The following is a 20,126-nucleotide window of genomic DNA, read 5'->3' on the forward strand; positions in this document are numbered from 1 at the left end:
CGGTCAGGCCCTCGGTACAACCGGCAGGACCACCCGGGACGGGTGGCGCGCGCCGCGGTGGACCGTGATGACGGGGGCGGGCGTGATCTCCTCCACCCGGGCGTTGTCCCGGTCGCAACAGGTGATGCTGACGCGCAGCCGCCTGCCCGCCGAGAAGGCGTAGGAGGTCGGGTGCAGGTCGATGACCAGCTCGACGGGCTCACCCGGGGGCAGCGGCGCGAGCGCGTCCCGCGTCCCGGGCTGGTAGGGCAGCCCCATCCTGTCGAAGGGCGCCGGAGCACTCCCCCGGTACGAGGCCCACAGGACGCCCTCGGTCACGTAGTGGGTCTCCCCCCGCTCGTCCACCTCGCTGAGGTGGACGAAGAAGGCGGCGTCCGGATGGGTCGAGCTCACCCACAGATGCACGAGGGGGTGGCCCGTCACCTCCAGGTCCTCGGACAGCACCGCCGACGTGTAGGTCAGGGCCTTGCGGTCGTTCGGGGTGAGGTCGTAGTGGAACCCGCCCGCGTACCCGTCCGACCAGCGGGTGGTGCGGCCGGAGGTCGTGGAGTAGTCGACCGTGTACGCGTCTCCCTCGTCCTCGGCCGGCGTCCCGGCCTCCACCAGCACTCCGTCGTTGACGGACCGGACGGTGCCGCTGGGCCCGGCGCCGAAGCACAGCTCCCGGGGGCGTGCCTCGGACGGCGGCCAGGTGTCGGCCGTCCTCCATCCGGTCGCCGCCCCGGCACCCATGGTGAAGTACCGGACCGGCGGCTCGGCCATGACCCCGTTGTCGACGCCCTTGAGCCAGTGGTCGTACCAGCGGAGGTGTTCGCGGGCCAGGTCCTCGTTCTTCCAGTTGTTGTGGCTCCACGGACCGATCACCATGCGCTGCGGGTTGTCCAGGTTGCGGAACCACAGGGTGGTGTCCCGCGCCCAGATGTCGTGCCAGCCGCCCAGGTGGCACACCGGGATGCCCGACGCGCTCACCGCGTCACGCGCGTTCGCCGGACTGATGTCCCGGTAGGGAGCCAGGCCGGTCACCGGCTCGACGCTGTCGCGGAACTCCAGCGCCGCCGCCTGGCCGAAGACGTCCGCGTTCTCCTGGTGGCCCGCCAGGTAGCCCGCCGGACCATCCGGGCCCTCGCCGGCACCGGCGGCCCCTGCCCGGGTGTCCAGCCCCCGTACCAGGTCGCTCCAGTTGCGGGCGAAGTCGTCGCGGAAGACACCGCCCGGACGGAGGAACTCGTACAGGTCGAACATCGCCATCTGCGGCAGGATCGCCGTGAGGTGGGGCGGTGCGGTGGCCGCCGCCAGGAGCTGGTTGATCCCCGAGTAGGAGAGGCCGTACATGCCGACGCGGCCGTTCGACCAGGGCCGGCCCGCGATCCACTCGGTCACCTCGAAGGCGTCCTCCGCCTCCTCGTGGCTGAACTCGATCCGCCGGGTCCCCTCGGAGGCGCCGCTGCCGCGCGAGTCGACGACGACCACCACGTACTCGTTCCGCAGCATCTCCTTGAGCCAGGGCTGGGAGTCGAGTTTGGTGAGCACACCGCCCTCCACGGTCTCCGCGCGCCGGTACCGCTCGTGGCACCAGATCACCGGCAGGGGCTCCTCGACGACCGCGCCGCGCCGCCGGGGCCGGAACACGTCGGCGGCCAGACGGATGCCGTCGCGCATCGTGATCCGTACCGTCGAGCGCTCCGCGATGTCGGCGTCCGCCAGGAAGGCCACGATCTCGCCCTTGCGGGCGACCAGTTCGGCGCGGATCGCGTCCGTCATCACCCCGGCCGGCGCGTCGAAGCGCAATCTTCCCTCCTCCGTCCACAGGACGATGTTCAGCGAGCGCGTCTCCAGCAGGAGGTCGACCACGCCTCGTGCGGTCGCCGTCACAGCTCGCCCACCTCGCGCTCGCCGCCGGTGTCGACGGCCGCCACCTGGGACCCGAGCGCCCAGCGCAGGGATTCGAGGTAGGCGGCGAGACCGGCGACCGTCGGGCTGTCGACGACGGCACGCACCGGGATGTCGAGGGCGAGCTCCTTGCGGAGGGCGTTGACGACGGAGAGCAGGGAGAAGGAATCGCCCCCGATCTCGAAGAAGTCGGCTTCGACGCCACGGACGTCCTGTCGCAGGACCTCCGTCCACACCTCCGCGACCAGGTGCTCCATCGCGGTGGACGGCGGCACGGCCGCGGGTCGCGCCGGGGCCGGTGCCGCGGCGGGCCGCGGCAGCCGGGAGCGATCGACCTTGCCCGTCGCCGAGGAGGGTATCGACTCCAGCGGGACGAGGACCGAGGGCTGCATGACGATGGGCAGCTTCGGAGCCATGTGGGCGCGTACCGAGGCCTCGTCGAAGCGCGCTCCGGGGGCGGACTCCAGATAGGCGACGAGACGCTGATCGGGCTCCAGTACGACGACCGCGTTCGCGACATCGGGATGGGCGCGCAGCACCGACTCGATCTCCTCTAGCTCGACGCGCACACCGCGGATCTTCACCTGGCTGTCGACGCGTCCGAGGAACTCCATCTCCCCGTTCGGCAGCCACCTCACGAGGTCGCCGGTGCGGTACAGCCGGCGCCCGGGGGCCGCGGGGTCGGCGGTGAAGCGCTCCGCGGTCAGGCCGGGCAGGTTGCGGTATCCCCGTGCCACCCCGTCACCGCCGATCCACAGCTCGCCCGGGACGCCGATCGGCTGGGGGTTCTCCCAGCGGTCCACCACCGCGCAGGTGGCGTTGGCGATCAGCTCGCCGAGGGGCATGGAGGTGCGCTCCAGGGGCTCGTCGCCCATGCGGCCGACCAGCGCGGCGCCGGCCGTCTCCGTCGGTCCGTACTCGTTCCAGATCTCGCAGTCCCCGGACACCACCTTCCGGGTCCGTGCGACCAGTTCGGCGTCCAGGTTCTCGCCGCCCATGGACACGTGCCGGAGGGAGGGCATCGCTATGCCGATGTCCGCGATACCGCGCATCTGGGTCGGGGTTAGGTAGAGCATGTTGATCGCGCGCTCGTCGATGAACCGCGCGGTGGCGGCCGGGTCGGCCCGCAGCTCGCCGGGCAGCATGACGAGGCACGCGCCGCCCGTCAGGGCGTGGAACATCTGCTCGACCGACCAGTCGAAGTGGTAGAAGAGGTTGTGCACCACGCGGACGCCCGGGCCGATCGGCCGGATGTCCTGCGCCCACTGGATCCACGGCGTGATCGCCCGGTGCGGAAGGCCGACGCCCTTGGGCCGGCCGGTGGTGCCGGATGTGTACATGAGGTAGACGAGCTGCGCGGAGTCGACCTCGACGGGGGGCTGCCGGCGCGAGTCCGGCACGGTCCCGTGCGGCGCGGGCGCCTTCACGTCCACGGTCGTCACCTCCACAGCGGCGACGACCTCGGCTGGCAGCTGGTCCCGCAGCGTGGGAGTGGCGACCAGGACCTTCATACCGCTGTCGGCCACGACGTACGCCATGCGGTCGGCCGGGGCGATGGGGTCGAGCGGTACGTATCCGGCCCCCGCCTTGATGATGCCAAGGATGCCGACCATCAGTTCCAGGGAGGGCTCCGCGCACAGTCCGACGAGGTCGTCGGTGCCGATGCCGCGGTCCGCGAGCCCGGCCGCCAGCCGGTCGGCGAGGGCGTCCAGCTCCCGGTAGGTCAGCACGTCCGTGCCGCTCTCCACGGCCGGCTCGTCGGGCGTCCTGCGCGCCTGCTCCTCGAAGAGGCGGTGCAGGAACAGGTCGGTGGCGTAGGGGCCGTGGGACGAGGCCGACCACTTCGCGATCCGGCGCCGCTCCTCCTCCGGCAGCACGGTGAGCTCCGAGACCCGCTTCCCGGGGTCCGCCACGGCGTCGGCGGCCAGGACGCCCAGGTGGTCCAGGATGCGCCAGGCCGTGTCCTCGACGAAGAGGTCGCTGTCGTACTCCAGGGACACCCGGTAGGTGAACTCGGTCTCCGTCACGGCGAACACCAGGTCGAACTTCACCGCTTCGAGGCCGAGGTCCACGTCGCTCACCGTGATACCGGGCAGGTCCGGGGCCGGGATCTCGTGCTGGAAGGCCAGCATCACGCGGAACAGGCCCTGGCGGGCGGACCGGTCCACGGTGACGGCGTTGACCACCCGCTCGTACGGCACGTCCTGGTGGGCGTACGCGGCCAGGGCCGCCTCACGCACCCGGTGGAGGAGCTCCGTCAGAGTCGGGTCACCGGACAGGTCACTGCGGATCGCGAGTGTGTTCAGGAAGCATCCGAGCATCCCTTCCAGCTCGGGCAGATCGCGGTTGGCGCTCGGTGTGCCGATCACGATGTCGCTCTGGCCGCTGTACCGGTGCATCAGGACGTTGAGCAGCGCGAGCAGGGTCATGAAGGGAGTGCTGTCGTGTTCCCTGGACAGCTCCCGCAGGCGGCGCGAGACCGCCCGCGGCAGCTCGACCGTCACCGCGGCGCCCCGTCCTGAGGAGGTGTCCCGGTAGGGCCTGTCGGTGGGCAGGTCGAGGACCGGCAGCGGTGCCCGCAGCTGCTGTTTCCAGTACTCCAGCTGGTCGTCCACCGCGGCGTCGCCGATGGTGCGGCGCTGCCACGCGGCGTAGTCCGCGTACTGCACCGACGGCTGCCCCGCCCCGGCTGACGGGTCGCCCTTCCGCGCGTACAGGCTGAGCAGCTCGGAGACGGCGAGCTCGAAGGAGCGGACGTCCGTGATGATGTGGTGCAGGTTGATCAGGAGGACGTGCCAGTCCTCCTCCAGCCGGTAGAGCTCCACCCGGAGCAGGGGACCGCGCTCGATGTCGAAGGGATGCCGGGCGGACGCGGCCAGCCGGTCCAGCAGGATCTGCTCACGCCGGTCCGCCGGCTCCGCGCTCAGGTCGACGGTGTGCAGGGCCACGTCCGCGTCCGGTGCCACGACCTGCTGGGGAACGCCGTCCACGGCGCGGATGGTGGTACGGAAGACCTCGTGCCGCTGCACCAGCGCCCGGACGGCCCCTGCCAGGGCCGCCACGTCGAGCGGTCCCTCGATCTCGGTTGCCGAGGGGATGCTGTACCGGGAGCTGGGCCCCTGGATGTGCTCCTCCACCCACATCCGCTGCTGCACGAAGGATGTCGGGGCGTGGAACACCCCGTCGGCCCGCTGCTCCAGGGGCTCGACGGTCGGCGTGGCGGCGGAGGCCGGCGTCCCGAGGGCCTCGACGGCCTCGGCGAGTTCACCCACCGTCTGGTGCTCGAAGAGGACGGAGAGGGGGATCTGGACGCCGAGCTCCTCACGGAGCCTGCTGATCACCCGGGCTCCCTGGAGCGAGTTTCCGCCCAGTGCGAAGAAGTTGGCGTCCGGCTCCAGGGTCCCGGTCCGCAGGACAGCGGCCCACGTCGTCGAGACGACATCCACCACGGAGGGGACTGGCCGGCCGTCGTTCGGTTCGGGCCCGGTCTGCAGAGTCATGTCGTTCCACCAAGTTCCATCAGTCAGGAAGGCACGGAATGCCGCATGGCGAGGAATCGCCAGGGCGATGCGCGAATGCGGGCCACGGGGCCCGCGGAGGATCCGCGGGCCCCGTGGCGTCAGCCGACGCGCGCAGCGGCGGCCCGGGCGAGCCTCTCGGCCACCGCGGCGACCACGGCCTCCCGGGCCGAGTTCACGAAGAAGTGGCCCCCCGGGAACATGCGCAGGTCGAACCGGTTGTCCGTCAGTTCGCCCCACCGCTCCAGAACCGAGGGGGCGGCGTTGTCCTCGGTACCGCCGAACGCGGTGACCGGACAGCCGAGCGGCGCGCCGCCGGTGAACATGTGGGTCTCGATGACGGCGAGGTCCGCACGGACCACGGGAAGGAGCAGCGCCATCAGCTCGCGGTCCGCCAGTACGGCCTCGGGGGTGGCCCGCCAGCCGCGGAGCAGCTCGACGAGTTCCGCGTCGGACCGCTGGTGCAGCGGCGGATCCGCCGCCTCCATCGCCTGGGGAGGCACCCGGCCCGATACGAGGAGCCACTCCGGCGATCCTGATTCCAGGCGGCCCAGGGTGCGCGCCAGCTCCAGCGCGACGACCGCTCCCATGCTGTGCCCGAAGAAGGCGAACGGACGGTCGAGCCGGGGGATGATCGCCGATACCAGCGCGTTGAGGACGTCACTCATGCGTTGGAAGGGAGGCGTGCCGATGCGGTCCTCACGGCCGGGCAGCTGGATCGCCCACGGCTCGACCTCGTCCGGAAGTGAGGCAGCCCATCCGCGGAACACCGAGATGCCACCGCCGGCGTAGGGGAAGCAGAACAGCCTCTGGGTCGCGTGGGGGCGGCTGACGAGCGGCCTGACCAGCTCGCTCACGAGGCCGTCCCCCCGGCCATCCGCCGGCGCAGGGTCAGGGGCCGCAGATCGGTCCATGTCTCGTCCACGTACGCGAGGCAGTCGCCCTTCCCGCCCCGTTTGCCGACTTCCCGCCAGCCCTCGGGCAGTGCCAGGGCCGTCCGCCAGATCGAGTACTGCTCCTCGGCGTTCACCAGCACGGTGTACTCGTCCTCGTCGTGCTCGTCCATCTGTCATTTCCTCCTGGACCGACCCGGGTCCACCGGGCATCGAACTCTTGTCTGCACACGCGATGTGCCGCGCGGGGCCTGCGCGGGGCCGCCGGGTACCGCTCCTCAGCGGCGCGGGCGCGACGCTCGCAGGCCGCCCGGCCTGCGGCCCCCCGCGGATGTCGTCCGTGTCGCCTTCCGTGCCTCGCGCAGCGGTTCGCCGAGGGATTCCAGACTCACCCGCGCATCGCGCACGGCCTGGCTCAGGGCTGCGAGGAAGGTGGCCCGGATGTCGACGATCTCGCTCTTCGACAGACGGCCGGCGTTGTAGTTGAAGCGCAGGCTGAGGGCGTCCCCGTCCGGCTTCCCGTACAGGCAGACGTCAAGCTGCGAGGTCTGGTAGGCGGGCGGCAGGAAGTCGGTGAACTGGAACGCGCTGGAGAACACCGGGTTCTGTCCCGGCCGCGCCGGGGCGTCGAGCCGCTCCAGGAGGCGGGTGAAGGGGTACCGGCTGTTCGCGTACGAGGCCACGCTCTTGCGCTGGGCGCGCCAGACCACGTCACCGAAGGAGTCGGAGGGGGTCAGCCCGATGCGCACGGACAGCGGGTTCACGAACGCGCCGACCATCCCCTCCATCTCCTTGGTGTCCCTACCCGAGAACGGCACGCACATCACGATGTCCTCGTCGGAACCGATGTCGTGCAGCGCGACCACGAATGCGCTGAGGAGCACCACGTGGACGGTCGCGTCGAGCCCCCTGGCCAGTTCGGCCACGGCCGTCGCCAGGTCCGGGCCGATCTCGAAGTCCAGCGTGTCGTTGACGACCTCCACCGCGTGCGCGTCGTGGTCCCCGATCCTCAACCGGGGAAGGGGCCCCTTGAGTTCGTCGGTCCAGTAGGTCTCCATCGCCGCGCTCTCCGGGCCCGAAAGCCACTTCTGGCGGTCCCGGACGAAGTCGCCGAACGACAGCGTCAGTGGCTCCAGTTCGGGCGTCCGCCGCTCAACCCGGGCGCGGTAGGCCACCAGCAGCTCACGGAGCAGGTTCCCCATGCTGGTCCCGTCGGCCACGATGTGGTGCACGTTGAGGTAGGCGCAGTAATGGTCCTCCGCCAGCTTGTAGAGCTTCGCCCGCACGGGCGGCACCGAGAGGTCGTCGAAGGGGGCCGCGTTGTCGGCGTAGATGAGGCGCGCGCTCTCCTCCTCCGGGTTTTCCGCTCCGCTCACGTCCACCAGGGGCACGTCGAGGTCGTGCCGGGGCAGCACCCGCTGGCGCGGACCGTGCTCGGTGTCCTGGAGGGACAGGCGCAGGGCGTCATGACGCCCGACCAGGAACCCGACGGCCTCACGGAAGGCAGTGACGTCCACCGCCTCGCGAACGTGGTGCCACACCGGCAGGTTCAACTCGGCCCGGCCTTCGCCGAGCTGGTGCTGCAGCCACATGCCCTGCTGGCCGTTCCACAGCTCGAACCCCGTCTCGTCAGCGGGGTCCTGCCCCGTCGGGGCCACGTCCGCGGAGCCCTCCGCCGGTTCCTCCCCGACTGCCGCCTCCTCCGGAGCCAGGTACGCGGCGAGATCCGCGACGGTCAGGTGGGCGAACAGGTCGGCGATCGTCAGCTTGACGCCGAGCGCCTTCTGCAGGCTGTTGGCCAGTCGCAGGGCGAGCAGCGAGTCCCCGCCCAGGTCGAACAGGCTGGCGAAGACATTGATGTCGGAGACGCCGAACTCGGCCGCCCACAGGCCGGCCAGGGTGCGTTCGAGCTCGGTGTACTCACCGTCCGCGCGCCCCGTGAGCCGCACGGACACCATGCCGGGCGGCGGGGGCACGGCGGGACCGGCGGCCGCGGAGCGGACGGACACCGTCCGCTGGATGGACTCGGCGAGCCGCAGGGGCGCCGTCGCCATCCGTGCCCGCAGTGCCGCCGGATCGAGGGAACCCAGCATGCCGTAGTTGATCTCGCCGACGATCACCTGCGTGACCCGTCCCCGGAGGATCGCCTCGTAGCTGGCGATGCCCTCCTCGATCCCGACGGACCGGAAGAACCCCTGGTCCTGCCGTACGCCGTGGTCCGCGGCCATACCCGTGCCGATCCAGTCGGTCCAGTTCACCGTGAAGGTGCTCAGGCCCGCCTTGTTCCGCCAGGCGGCGAATCCGTCGAGGTACTGGTTGGCCGCGGTGTAGTCGCTCTGGCCAGCGGACCCGAACAGCGCCGTGGTGGAGCTGAACAGCACCATCACGGGCCGGTCGGCGAGGGTCGCCTCGTGGAGCGCCACCGCGCCGTCCGCCTTGGGGGCGAGGGTGGCGCGGAAGGTCTGTGCCGGCTTGCGCAGGAGAAAGCCCTCGCCCGCGGTTCCCGCCGCGTGGACCACGTGGGTGACGGCGCCGAGCTCGGCCCTGACGGCCGCGACGACACGCGCCATGTCCCGCGCGTCCGTGACATCGCCCTGGAGGCACACGACGCGGGTGCCATTCGCTTCCATCTCCTGGATCAGGGCAATCCGGGCGGCGCCGCGACCGCCCCCGCTCAGGACCTCGTCCCACGCGGCCCGCGCGGGCATCGTGCTCCTGCCGACCAGCGCGATTCCCGCCCCCGGCCGCCGCAGGTTGATCGACCGGGCCACTTCCAGCCCGAGACCGCCCATTCCTCCGGTGATCAGGTGCACTTCGCCGGCGGACGTCTCGTGCTCAGGGGCGGCCTCGGCCAGATCCACGGCAGCCAGTTCCGCTGCGTAGCGGGCCGTCCCCCGAAGGGCGATCTGGCCGAGGAGGTCGGGGCAGAGGATCTCCTCTGCCCAGGCCGCGGACGCCAGGTCGTCACCCACGTCCAGGCACCGGCAGCTGATCTCCTGGTGCTCCTGGCCGATGACCTTGGCCAGTCCGAAGAGCGCGGAGTGGGCTGGGACAAGACGGGTCTCGTCCCCTGTGACGTGGTGCACGTGCTGGGCGACGACCGTGATCCGGTGGGGACCGGTGCCCGCCCCGGCCAGGGCACGGGCGAGTTCGAGCAACCCCATGACGCCCTCGTCGAGCAGCCTCTCCTGCCCCCGTGTGCCGTCGCCCTCCGCCGCGTCCCCGGCCACGTAGACGATCTCCGGCGGAAGGGGATCCGGCCAGGAAGCCCAGTCCGTGGCCGCGGGGGCCGTCCCGACGGTAACGCCGGCCGCGCGCAGTCCTGCCGCCGTCGCTTCGAGCAGCGGCGACCCGGCACCGACGACCAGCGCCGTGCGGACGTCGCGGCGTCCCTCCCGTTCACGGTCCGCACGCACCCAGTTCAACGTGTGGTGCACGACCGAACCCCGGGCACTGTCGATGGTCCGTCGCGGGCTGTTGACCCGCTTCGCGGTGAACCCCTTGATCTCCAGGACAACGGCACCGGCGGGGTCGTGGACCGTCACGTCGACCTTGCGGATCTCGCCGCTCTGCTGGAAGCGCGGGTCTGGTTCGATCACGCTGACGCACGTGGCCGGCATCGGGGCGTGCACCACCAGCCGGTCGTAGGCCAGGGGCAGGTAGAAGTCGCCGTTCGTCTCGCGCTGCTCGTCCTCCCCGTCGAACATGGCCCACCGGTGGAATCCGGTGGCGAGGTCCAACAGCGCGGGATGCAGCACGTAGTCGGCCGTCTCCTCCCGGAAGCGGGTGGGCAGGGCCATCGTTCCCAGGGCGCACCGAACCCCTACGTCGACCGTGCGCAGGCTCTCCTGCCAGCGGCTGCCGAACTCCATCACGCGGTGTCCGGCCTGGAGGGAGGCGCCGTCCATGGTGGCGAGCCGGCAGCGGGCGGCGGACTCCGCGGGATCCGTTCCCGCGGGCGCCTGCTGCGGGTCCGCGGCCACACGGCCCCGTACATGCAGGGTCCACTGCCGGCCCACGGCCGCGTCGGGGTCGTGGCTCACGACCCGGAACTCGGCTCCGCCCTCCTCACCGGCCCGCACGATCGTGTGCGCCACGCGCGGCCGGTCCGCCGTCACCAGGAGCGGGACCTGGAACTCGACCTCGCTGATCACCGTCACCGGCGAGCCGAAGAGCGCCGATCCCGCCGCGCGGGCCATCTCCAGATAGGTCGTGCCCGGGACAATGGTCTCCGCGAGCATCCGGTGCTCGCTGAGCACCCAGTGCCGTTCAAGGTCGAACTCGGTGCGGAACACGACCTCGTCGACCGTGTGGAGCAGTAGTTCGTCCAGCAGGGCATGGGGTGCGGGACCGGCCGGGGCGGACGGCGCCGAGGCGGGCGCGGGGTCGAGCCAGTACCGGCGGCGTTCGAAGGGGTAGGTGGGCAGGGCCACCCGCCCGGGGTTCTCCTCGCGGTGGTACGCGGACCAGTCCGGGTCCACGCCGGCCTGCCACAACAGTCCGAGGGCTCGCTGTACGGATGCCAGCTGCCCGCGGACGTCACGGGCGTGCGGCAGGGATGCGACGACCACGCGCGCCCCGCCCTCGGCAAGCTGGCGCGTGACGAGGCTGCGCAGCGTCTGGCCGGGGCCGGCCTCGAGGAACACCAGGCGGTCGTCGGCCGCCAGGGTCTCGATCCCCTGGGCGAACTCGACGGTGGACAGTACGTGGGCCCCCCAGTAGGCGGGGTCGGTCGCCTCCTCGTCGGTGATCCAGTCCCCGGTGACGTTGGAGACGAAGGGGAGGTGCGGGGCGGTCAGGGAGACCTCCGCGACCGCCTTGACGAACTCCTCGACCATGGGCGCCATCAGCGGGGTGTGGAAGGCGTGCGAGGTCGCCACGGGCCGCGCGCCGATCCCGTCGGCCGTCAGGGCGGCGGCGAATTCAGCCACCGGGCCGGCCGCTCCCGCGACCACGCAGTCGGCCGGTCCGTTGTGCGCGGCCAGGGTCAGTCCTTCGGGCAGCCGTGCCTCGACGGTGTTCCGCGCGGCCGAGACGCTCAGCATGGCTCCGGGGGCCTGCTCCTGCATCAGCCTGCCCCGCAGGGCGACCAGCCGGAGGGCGTCGCCGGGGGTGAAGACCCCGGCCAGGCAGGCGGCGACGTATTCGCCGAGGCTGTGCCCGGCCATCGCGGTCGGAGTCACTCCCCACGAGGCCCACAGCACGGCCAGCGCGTACTCGACGGTGAAGAGGGCGGGCTGGGCGAACTCGGTCCTGGTCAGGAGCTCGGCGGCGTCCGCGTCGTCCGGCGGGCAGAGCAGCAGGTCCCGTATGTCCATGCCGAGCACGTCGCGCAGCCCTTCCGCGCAGCGGTCCACCGCCGCCCGGAACTCCGGTTCCCGCTCGTAGAGTTCACGGGCCATCCCCGGATGCTGGGCCCCCTGGCCGGTGAACAGCATCGCCACCCGCGCGGAGCTGCGGTGCGCCGTCCCGGTCGCCACCGCGGCGGGGTCACGGTCCTCCAGCGCCCGGGCCGCCTCCTGCGGGGACGAGGCGACCACGGTCCGGCGGTGCCTGAACTCCTCGCGCCCCTGCGCCAGGGTGAAGGCCACGTCGACGAGCGCCTGAGGCTCCCGGCGCAGGTGCTCCGCCAGGCGGTCGGTCACCCGTTCCAGCGCCTCGGGTGTACGGGCCGAGAGCACGAGGAGCTGCGAGGGGCGCGCCGGCTCGGTGACCGGTCGATCCGGTGCCTCCTCCAGCACCAGGTGGGCGTTGGTGCCGCCGAACCCGAACGCGCTCACGCCCGCCCTGCGCGGTCCGTCGGGCGACTCCCACAAGGTCAGGTCGCGCTGGACGTGGAACGGCGACCGGTCGAAGTCGATCTGCGGGTTGGGCCGGTCGAAGTGCAGGGTCGGGGGGAGCATGCCGTGCCGCAGCGACAGCGTGGTCTTGAGGAGGCCCGCCATGCCCGAGGCCGCGTCCAGGTGGCCGACGTTGGACTTGACGGAGCCGATGGCGCAGTAGCCCGTACGCTCGGTGCTCTGGAAGAACGCCCTGGTCAGTGCCTCGATCTCGATGGAGTCGCCGATCTGCGTACCGCTGCCGTGCGCCTCCACGTAGCTGATGCTGTCGGCTTCGACGCCCGCGACGTCCAGTGCCTCCAGCACGACGGAGGACTGACCCGCCACGGCCGGTGCGGAGAAACTCGCCTTCGTGGCGCCGTCGTTGTTGACCGCCGTGCCCTTGATCACGGCGTGGACCGTGTCGTTGTCGGCCAGCGCGTCGGCCAGCCGCTTGAGGAGGACGACGCCCACGCCGTTGTTGAAGACCGTGCCGCGGCTGTCGGCGTCGAAGGGACGGCAGTGCCCGTCCGGCGACATGATGCCGCTCTCCTGGAACCGGTACCCCTTCTGCGGGCTGACCTTGAACGCCACTCCGCCCGCGAGCGCCATACCCGATTCGTGGTTGAGCAGGCTCTGGCACGCGAGGTGGACCGCGACCAGTGAGCTGGAACAGGCGGTGTGCACGGGGATGCTCGGCCCCTGGAGGTCGAGCTTGTAGGAGACACGGGTGGTCAGGAAGCCCAGCTCGTTGCCCAGTCCTACGTTGGAGGCACCGATCGCGGCGCCGTCCGCGAGGTTGGCGAAGACATGGGGCAGGTAGGCGCTGGTGCCGGCCCCGCCGAACACGCCGACGGTGGTGTCGATCCGGCGCGGGCTGTACCCGGCGTTCTCCAGGGCCTCCCACGCCGTCTCGAGGAAGACCCGGTGCTGCGGGTCCATGATGGTGGCCTCGCGCGGCGTGTAGCCGAAGAACTCGGCGTCGAAGAGGTCGATCCCCTCGGTGCGGGCTCCGGCCTTGACGTAGTCCGCCTGGGAGAACTCCTCGACGGGGACACCGGCGGAGATCAGTTCGTCGTCGTCGAAGAAGCTGATGGACTCCACGCCGTTGCGCAGGTTGTGCCAGAACCGGTCCAGGTCGGGGGCACCGGGGAAGCGTCCGGCGACACCGATGATGGCCACGTCGCAGCCGAATTCCTGCATCGCGCTAGCGTCTTCCACCGGCTTGCCCAATCTGTCGCAGGACCACGCTGCTTCGCGACGCCGCACCACGAGGGGAAGGCGGCAGCGGCGGCTCCCGCTCAGGGGCGGCCGCGAGGAGCGGTCGGCCGAGCGCGGAGCGGAGGCGGTCCGAATCAGGAAAAGAGAGAAGGGAGTACGCGCCGACAGGAGATCCGACTCACTGCGGATATGCGTCACACCCGGGCCGAAGCGCGCAGCTCAGCCACTATGAGATACATATTCTTAGCCGATCCCGACCGTGTCAAGAGGGATCCTCTCGCGGTCTCCGCGGACCTGCCGCAGGCCGGAAGGGAACGGCCTGCGGCAGTACGGACCGTCAGGGCGCGGCCACGTCCTCCAGGAGTGCCAGGAAACGTGCGCCCAGCTCCGCGGCGAAGGAGCCGGGAACCTGATGGGGCCGGTAGCTGACGGTCAGCCGGGGTCCACCGCGTTCGTGCGGGCGCACCTCGGCGACGAGTTCCGTCGGCAGGCCGAAGGGCGCCGGACGGAAGAACTCGGTCGCCGCCCCCGCGAGTTCCAGTTCCGCCGGAGCGTTGTTCTGCAGCGCGAACATGTTCTGGAACAGCGGCGCGCGCGGCCCCCGGGGCGGGTTGACCAGCCGGACGACCTCACTGAACGGGATGTCCTGGGCGGCGAAGGCGCGGCGGACCGTGTCCGCGACGCGTGCCGGATCGATCCTTCCCGCCCCCTCCCCGGAGAACCGCATCCGGATGCACAGCACGTCGACGAGGCAGGACACCGCGCGGTCCAGCCGCTCGTCGCCGCGCAGGGCGTACGGAGTACCGACGGCGATGTCCTCGTCACCCGACACCTCCGCCAGCGCCGCGCCGTAGGCCGTGAGGAGGAGGACGAAGGGCGTCACGCCCAGTGCGGCCGCACGCTCCTCCACACGTGCGAGCGTCTTCTCCGGCAGGGGGAAGACCTGGCATTCCGGTCCTCCGTCGGCCGGCCGGCCGGCAGGGGGTTCGGGAACCGTCAGGCTGGGGACACCGGTGAGTTCGCCGCGCCAGTACGCGCGCTGCTGCTCCAGGGTCCCGGACGTGAGGCGGGCCCGCTGGGCGGCCGCCACCTCCCGCAGTGTCGGCCCCGGCTCTCCCGGGGGGACGGGGCCGAGCCTCGACGCGTTGTAGGCGTCGGCGAGTTCCTCCGTCAGGATGGACTCGGACCAGCCGTCGAAGGCCACGTGGTGCACGGCGAGACCGATGAGGTGGGACGCGCCGGGTCCGACGGTCACCATGACCACCCGCCAGATCTCGCCCTCCTCCAGCCGGAAGGGCCGGCCCAGCGCCTGCCTCAGGAGGGTGTGGGCCTCCTCGGGGTCGGGTGCCCACAGCACCGCGGGCCGGGGCGGCGCACCGTCGAGCGGGACCGCGGCCGGGCCGGGCTCCGCGTCGAATCGGTAGGAGGAGCGCAGGGCCTCGTGCCGGCGGTGGACGTGTTCGACGGCTCGGGCCAGCGCCTCCGCGTCCACTTCGCCGTCCGCCCGCCAGCCCATCGTGCAGTGGTGCACGAGGTCGTCCGGGGCGAAGACATGACGCATCAGCATGTCGCTCTGCTGCGGGTTCAACGGTACGGGGCCGCCCTCGGGCCGGACATCCGCGGCACGGAGCTCGTGGCCCGCCTGTTCGAGCCATCGGGCGATGCCCGCGGGGGTGGAACTCCGGTAGACCTGGGAGAGCGGCAGGGGCTCTGCGTGGCCGTTCTGGAAGACGGCCCGTACGCGGTTCTGGAGGCCGATGGCCAGCAGGGAGTGCCCGCCCAGCTCGAAGAAGTCGTCCTGCGGGCCCACTTCCTCCTGTTCGAGGAGTTCGGCGAAGAGCGCGCAGAGCTCCGCCTCCGCGGCCGACCGCGGCGCCGGAGCGGACCGGCCGGGTGTCACCACCACGTCCGGCAGGGCGGACCGGTCCAGTTTGCCGTTGCCGGTCAGCGGCATGGCCTCCAGCAGGCCGATCGCGGAGGGGATCATGTAGTGCGGCAGCACGTCGGCGAGGTGCGCGCGGATCTCCGCGACGTCCGGCTCGGCGCCCGGCTCCGGGACCACGTGGCCCACCAGGGTGGCTCCCCCGGTGGCGGATTCCCGTACGGTGGCCGCCGCGTGGCGCACGGCGGGATGGCCGGCGAGGGCCGCCTCGACCTCACCCAGTTCGATCCGGAAGCCTCGGATCTTCACCTGGCTGTCGGCGCGGCCCAGGTACACCAGCAGCCCGTCGGGGCGCAGCCGGGCGAGATCGCCCGAACGGTAGCCCCGGACCGGCCGGCCCGAGGAGTCCTCGACGGTGACGAAGCGCACCGCCGTGAGATCGGGCCGCCCGAGGTAGCCCCGGGCCACGCCGGGACCCACGACCACCATCTCGCCGGTCTCGCCCGGCGCGACGCGGCGGAGGTTCTCGTCGACCAGGAGGAGGTCGAGGTCGGGCAGCGGGCGGCCGATCACGCTGTCACCGTCGTGCAGGTCCGACGGGCGCACCCGGTGGTACGAGGTGTGCACGGTCGTCTCGGTGATCCCGTACATGTTGACGAGGACGGGCCGGTCGACACCGTACTTGGCGGCCCAGGGCCTGAGATCGGAGAAGCGCAGCGCCTCCCCGCCGAAGACGACGAACCTCAGCGGGAGGCGTTCCTCGTGCCGGCCGTCCTCGGTCACCAGCTGCTGGAAGGCCGAAGGTGTCTGGTTCAGCACCGTCACCTGCTCCCGCGTGAGCAGCCGGTGGAAGGACGCGGGGTCCTTGGCCACGTCGGCGGGCACGAAGACCGCGCAGCCGCCGTGGAGCAGGGCGCCCCACATCTCCCAGACCGAGAAGTCGAAGGCGAAGGAGTGGAATACCGTCCAGACGTCCTCGGCCGTGAATCCGAAGACGGGGGCGCTCTCCGAGAACAGGCGGAGCACGTTCCGGTGGGTGACCTCGACCCCCTTGGGCCTGCCGGTCGTTCCCGAGGTGAAGATCACGTAGGCCCGTGACGCGGGTGCGATCCGCTCCGGCAGGGGTACGGCGTCCGGCGGCGCGGTCGGCGGGGCGTCGACCAGGCAGCACTCGATGCCCGCCGGTACCCGTTCCGCGAGACTCCTGGAGGTCACCACGGCCACCGGCGCGGCGTCCTCCAGGATGACGGCGTTCCGCGCGGCCGGGGCCTCGGGGTCCAGCGGGAGGTAGAACGAGCCCGCCTTCAGCACGGCGAGCGCCGCCACCGCCATCTCGGCCGACCGGTCGAGCAGGATGCCGACGGGACGCTCCGAGGTCCGGGGGAGGGGCGGCAGGCGCCTCGCGAGGTGCGTGGACCGCCGGTCGAGCTCGGCATAGGTCAGGCTCGCCGTGCCGTACTTGACCGCGGTGCGGTCCGGGTACGCGGCCGCGGCACTCCGGAACGCTTCGACGAGGGAGGCCGAGGCGATCGGTTCTGGTGGTTCGTGCATGTCTCACTCGCTCATCCGGAGGGAGCCCGACCTCATGGGGCCCGGGCCTGCGGTTTCGATGCGTCGCTGCGTGCGCGGACTCAGCCGACCGACGCCAGCACGTCCGCCTTGGCGTAGTAGACGCGGCGCCCATTCGTCCGCCGCCGCCAGCCGTTCTCCGAGGCGAGCCGATAGACGTTGCTCATGGAGATGCGGCACAGTTCCGCCACGTCCTTGGCGGTGAGCCACGGCAGGCCGGTCTGGTGCCGGTCGCTCACGCGGCGGTCCAACTCCCGCCACTCGTACGCCGACCAGGCGTGCCCGGGGTCGTTGTCGCACCGGACCTCGCTGGGCAGCCGGCCGTCCGCCTGGATCACCGCGATGAGCGATCCCCCGCACTCGTGCTCGATGCAGGCCCCCACCCGGAAGCGCCGTACCCGCTCCGGGCTGACGACGCGCCGGGCCATGGTGGCGGTCTCGGCCATCTCGCTGATGGCGTCGCCCGCCGCCGGGTGATGGCACAGCCAGCGCGCGTGCTGATGGAGGAACTCCGCCAGCCCCTCCATGGACTGCCCGGCGGGAACACACTCGTGTTCCGCGTTCACCAGGTCGCACCATGTTCGAAGGCGGGCCCGCAGGGTGTCGCGCGCTTCGAGGGCGACGGCGTTGAGCTTTATTCCGAACGACCGGGTACCGGAAACCCGCTGCCCATCCCTGGGTGTGGTGGCGAGCATGTTCTCGCATTCCCGGTAGAGGTCAGGAATCATTTTCAGATCCCGCAGAAACCGATCGAAACATCCCGTACAGACACGCATACCGCGGAGTCCGGGCCGCACACTGTCAGCCCCTCGGTCGCGGGTGTAGGGGCACTCTCCATTTTGACAGCCGTTCACTCGAAAAATACCTCGCAGTACATGTCCGGTAGGATCTGGGGAAGGTGAGCTAATTCGCGTGGACCGACGTTCGGCATTACGCGCGGGCGTCCCGGAGGAAATCACCGGAGGTCTCGATCGAATCGGCGGACGCGGATCGGCTACCCGCCGCGGGAACGGTGATCGCCGTCACGATGAGCCCGTGCCGGGCGGCCCAGCGCCCCTGCAGCACGGTGAGCCTGACGTCATTCACCACGGGGCCGGGTGCCAGCAGGTGGGCGGTGAAAGTCCCTGTTTCCGGTTCCAGGACCACTGCGGCGTGCTCGAAGCCCAGCCAACGACGGGCGAGCGGATACCACGCTTTGTACACGCATTCCTTGGCGCTGAACAGTAGTCGGTCCCAGGCGACGTCCGGGTGGCTCGCGGCCAGCCCGGCCAGCATGGCCAGTTCCTTCGGCCCCGCGATCAGCTCTCGGATTTCTTCGTCCGGGCAAGCCTCGTCGGGTTCCGCGTCGACCCCGATCATGGCAAATTCCTCGGCCTTGGCCAGGACCGCAACACGGTATCCCGCACAGTGGGCCATACTCCCCACGAGACCCGCGGGCCACAACGGCTCGCCCTGAACTCCATGTAGGATCGGCGCCGGCGCGAAGCCCAGCTGGCCCATGGCCTCTCGAGCGCAAGCCCGCACCGTGCGGAACTCCGCACGCCGCGAGATCAGCGCACGCTCGACGAGAGCGGCCTCTTGGGCGAACACGGGGGGCGTGACGTCCGGATCTCCGAAGCACTGCACGGCCGCCACCTCGCCGGGAACCAACTCATTTATCACAATGGGGCGCCATCGACGGACCGGCCCGACAGGACCGGCACGAGCTGCGCGGGCCGCGCGGCCCGCGCCCTCCACTCGCGCGGATATCCCAAAGACACCTCGTAGTGCGGTACCCCGTCCTTGCGCATGAATCCGGGTATGTGCAGGTGCCCATAGACAACGGCGGCGGCCCGGAATCTCCGCGGCCAGTCCTCAGTAGCCGAGGTGCCGCACCACAACTCGAACTGTGGATGGCGCAGCATTCGCGTCGGTTCGCGGATTAGCGGGAAATGATTGATGAGTACGGTCGACATGCCCTCCGGGAGAGCGGAAAGACGCGCCTCGGATGCGGCGAGCCGCGCACTGCACCACGCCTCACGGCTTGGATGAGGATCGGGGTGCAGCAAGAATTCGTCCATGCATACTATGCCCGATTCTTCTGCCAGCGCGAGCGCCTGAGCCTTGTCGTGTATACCGAGAGCTCTGAACGAGTAATCATAGAGAACGAAGAGCGGGGCTATTGCGACCGGGCCTCTCGGGGTCTCCCAGACGGAGTACGGATCCTCGGGCGTGAGAACCCCCATACCCCTGCAGAGCTCCACGAGGGACCAATACCGCTCTTCACCGCGTGATGCGAGCGGATCGTCCGGGCGTGTCCATAGCTCGTGGTTTCCCGGCGCCCAGACCACCTGCGCGAAATTACTGCTCAGGACCTCGAGGCCCCATCTCACGTCGTCGCTGTGGTCGCCGATGTCACCGGCCACCACGAGCCAGTCTTCTTCCGACGTCGGCCGGAGCCTTCTGAGCAGCTCCTTGTTTTCTTCGTACTGCACGTGCAGATCGCTGATGGCCAAAAGATCGCCCATTGGTACACACCCAAAAACTTTCGAGACCGGAGAATCTGCTGGGCGGGTGGCGCTGCACACGATCCGCGGCAGCACCTCCCCGATCACCCAGCTGTGCGGTGGCCGGGTCGACTCCTCGATGGCAGCGGCGCCGCAGGGCCGGTTACCCACTCCAAGCCTCGCAGGTCAGCCGAAGGCTCTCCCAGCGACTTCCCGGCAGCAATTTTGTACGCTCGCATAAACACATGACCCCCCATGTCTCGATCGATGCGATTCGCAAAGTATTTGGTCGGCGACTCACTCGCTATAAGGACTGTCCCGTAATTCCTGGTGGGCGCACGACGACAGCTACGACACCTCGCTGCGTTGCCGGAACGCCCGAATACATCCAATATGCGGACTCCCCCCGCCTTGCGATGCACCGCATCTGACGCCGCGCACTGATCCACCAGGAATTGCGGAACATTCCTTAGGGATCTTCAAGCAATTCCGGGCGCGTCGCAATGGATCACATCGTGAGATAGATCACTCGGCGCGCATGACCAATGGCTGACTGGAGCGACACACGAAGGACACATCGCACCGGCACTGTCACGTTGTCGGCGGTGTCCCTGAATGGTGGTGCGTCAGGGCATGCCGGGGCCAGATAGGGCTCGCTGCTCAGGCCGTGGCGGGCATGTCGACGGCGCCGGTGATCTGGTTCCAGAGGGTGAAGCGGACGGTCATCTCGAAGCGGTGGCGGCCGGCGGCCATCAGGGCTGATTCAAAGTCCTGGTGATCACGCGGAAGTGCTGGTCACAACGGGGTGACGATCCGTCGGGGCGTCGCTACGAACACAACGAAGCTCC

9 protein-coding genes and 1 pseudogene are annotated in these 20,126 nt (G+C 70.6%); all 10 read right to left on the bottom strand.

All coding sequences use genetic code 11. From position 1 onward, the window contains the following. Nucleotides 1-3: 3 nt before the first annotated feature. The 10 genes and pseudogenes from AB0435_RS19935 to AB0435_RS19980 all read right to left on the bottom strand — a co-directional run bounded on the left by AB0435_RS19935 (nt 4) and on the right by AB0435_RS19980 (nt 19,299). Entirely contained in the window at nt 4-1,872 is a 1,869-nt protein-coding gene (locus tag AB0435_RS19935; protein ID WP_366427562.1) for a CocE/NonD family hydrolase, read from the bottom strand. After that, complete coding sequence (locus AB0435_RS19940; RefSeq protein WP_366427563.1) at nt 1,869-5,390, bottom strand: amino acid adenylation domain-containing protein; 3,522 nt, start codon at nt 5,388-5,390, stop codon at nt 1,869-1,871. Before AB0435_RS19940 ends, AB0435_RS19935 begins: the two co-directional genes overlap by 4 nt. 119 nt (nt 5,391-5,509) lie before the next feature. Next, nucleotides 5,510-6,265 carry an alpha/beta fold hydrolase gene (locus tag AB0435_RS19945; protein ID WP_366427564.1) on the bottom strand — a complete coding sequence of 252 codons (756 nt, stop codon included), beginning with the start codon at nt 6,263-6,265 and terminating at the stop codon, nt 5,510-5,512. Further along, nucleotides 6,262-6,474: an MbtH family NRPS accessory protein gene (locus AB0435_RS19950; RefSeq protein ID WP_366427565.1), complete on the bottom strand. Its 213-nt coding sequence runs from the start codon at nt 6,472-6,474 to the stop codon at nt 6,262-6,264. Before AB0435_RS19950 ends, AB0435_RS19945 begins: the two co-directional genes overlap by 4 nt. Nucleotides 6,475-6,579: 105 nt before the next feature. Beyond that, nucleotides 6,580-13,323 carry an SDR family NAD(P)-dependent oxidoreductase gene (locus tag AB0435_RS19955; protein ID WP_366427566.1) on the bottom strand — a complete coding sequence of 2,248 codons (6,744 nt, stop codon included), beginning with the start codon at nt 13,321-13,323 and terminating at the stop codon, nt 6,580-6,582. A gap of 355 nt (nt 13,324-13,678) precedes the next feature. Then, nucleotides 13,679-16,774 carry an amino acid adenylation domain-containing protein gene (locus AB0435_RS19960; protein ID WP_366427567.1) on the bottom strand — a complete coding sequence of 1,032 codons (3,096 nt, stop codon included), beginning with the start codon at nt 16,772-16,774 and terminating at the stop codon, nt 13,679-13,681. 80 nt (nt 16,775-16,854) lie between these two features. Then, a complete protein-coding gene (locus AB0435_RS19965) occupies nt 16,855-17,520 on the bottom strand; it encodes a helix-turn-helix domain-containing protein (RefSeq protein WP_366427568.1) in 666 nt (221 codons plus the stop codon). A 202-nt stretch (nt 17,521-17,722) separates the two neighbouring features. Beyond that, nucleotides 17,723-18,151, bottom strand: a complete 429-nt coding sequence (locus AB0435_RS19970; protein ID WP_366427571.1) for a 4'-phosphopantetheinyl transferase superfamily protein — start codon at nt 18,149-18,151, stop codon at nt 17,723-17,725. Nucleotides 18,152-18,229: 78 nt separating this feature from the next. Next, nucleotides 18,230-18,529: pseudogene (locus AB0435_RS19975) on the bottom strand (hypothetical protein); the annotation flags it as partial. Further along, on the bottom strand, nt 18,451-19,299 hold the full coding sequence (locus AB0435_RS19980) for a metallophosphoesterase (protein WP_366427569.1): 849 nt from the start codon (nt 19,297-19,299) through the stop codon (nt 18,451-18,453). The gene AB0435_RS19980 and the pseudogene AB0435_RS19975, both read right to left, overlap by 79 nt. Nucleotides 19,300-20,126 lie beyond the last annotated feature (827 nt).

It is taken from the genome of Streptomyces sp. NPDC051173 (genome assembly GCF_040689515.1).
In the GTDB taxonomy this organism is placed as follows: Bacteria; Actinomycetota; Actinomycetes; order Streptomycetales; family Streptomycetaceae; genus Streptomyces.

Coding starts and splice junctions, on each gene's coding strand:
- AB0435_RS19970 (WP_366427571.1), bottom strand. CDS start 18,151: ATGATCGGGGTCGACGCGGAACCCGACGAGGCTTGCCCGGACGAAGAA.
- AB0435_RS19965 (WP_366427568.1), bottom strand. CDS start 17,520: ATGATTCCTGACCTCTACCGGGAATGCGAGAACATGCTCGCCACCACA.
- AB0435_RS19980 (WP_366427569.1), bottom strand. CDS start 19,299: ATGGGCGATCTTTTGGCCATCAGCGATCTGCACGTGCAGTACGAAGAA.
- AB0435_RS19940 (WP_366427563.1), bottom strand. CDS start 5,390: ATGACTCTGCAGACCGGGCCCGAACCGAACGACGGCCGGCCAGTCCCC.
- AB0435_RS19955 (WP_366427566.1), bottom strand. CDS start 13,323: ATGCAGGAATTCGGCTGCGACGTGGCCATCATCGGTGTCGCCGGACGC.
- AB0435_RS19950 (WP_366427565.1), bottom strand. CDS start 6,474: ATGGACGAGCACGACGAGGACGAGTACACCGTGCTGGTGAACGCCGAG.
- AB0435_RS19960 (WP_366427567.1), bottom strand. CDS start 16,774: ATGCACGAACCACCAGAACCGATCGCCTCGGCCTCCCTCGTCGAAGCG.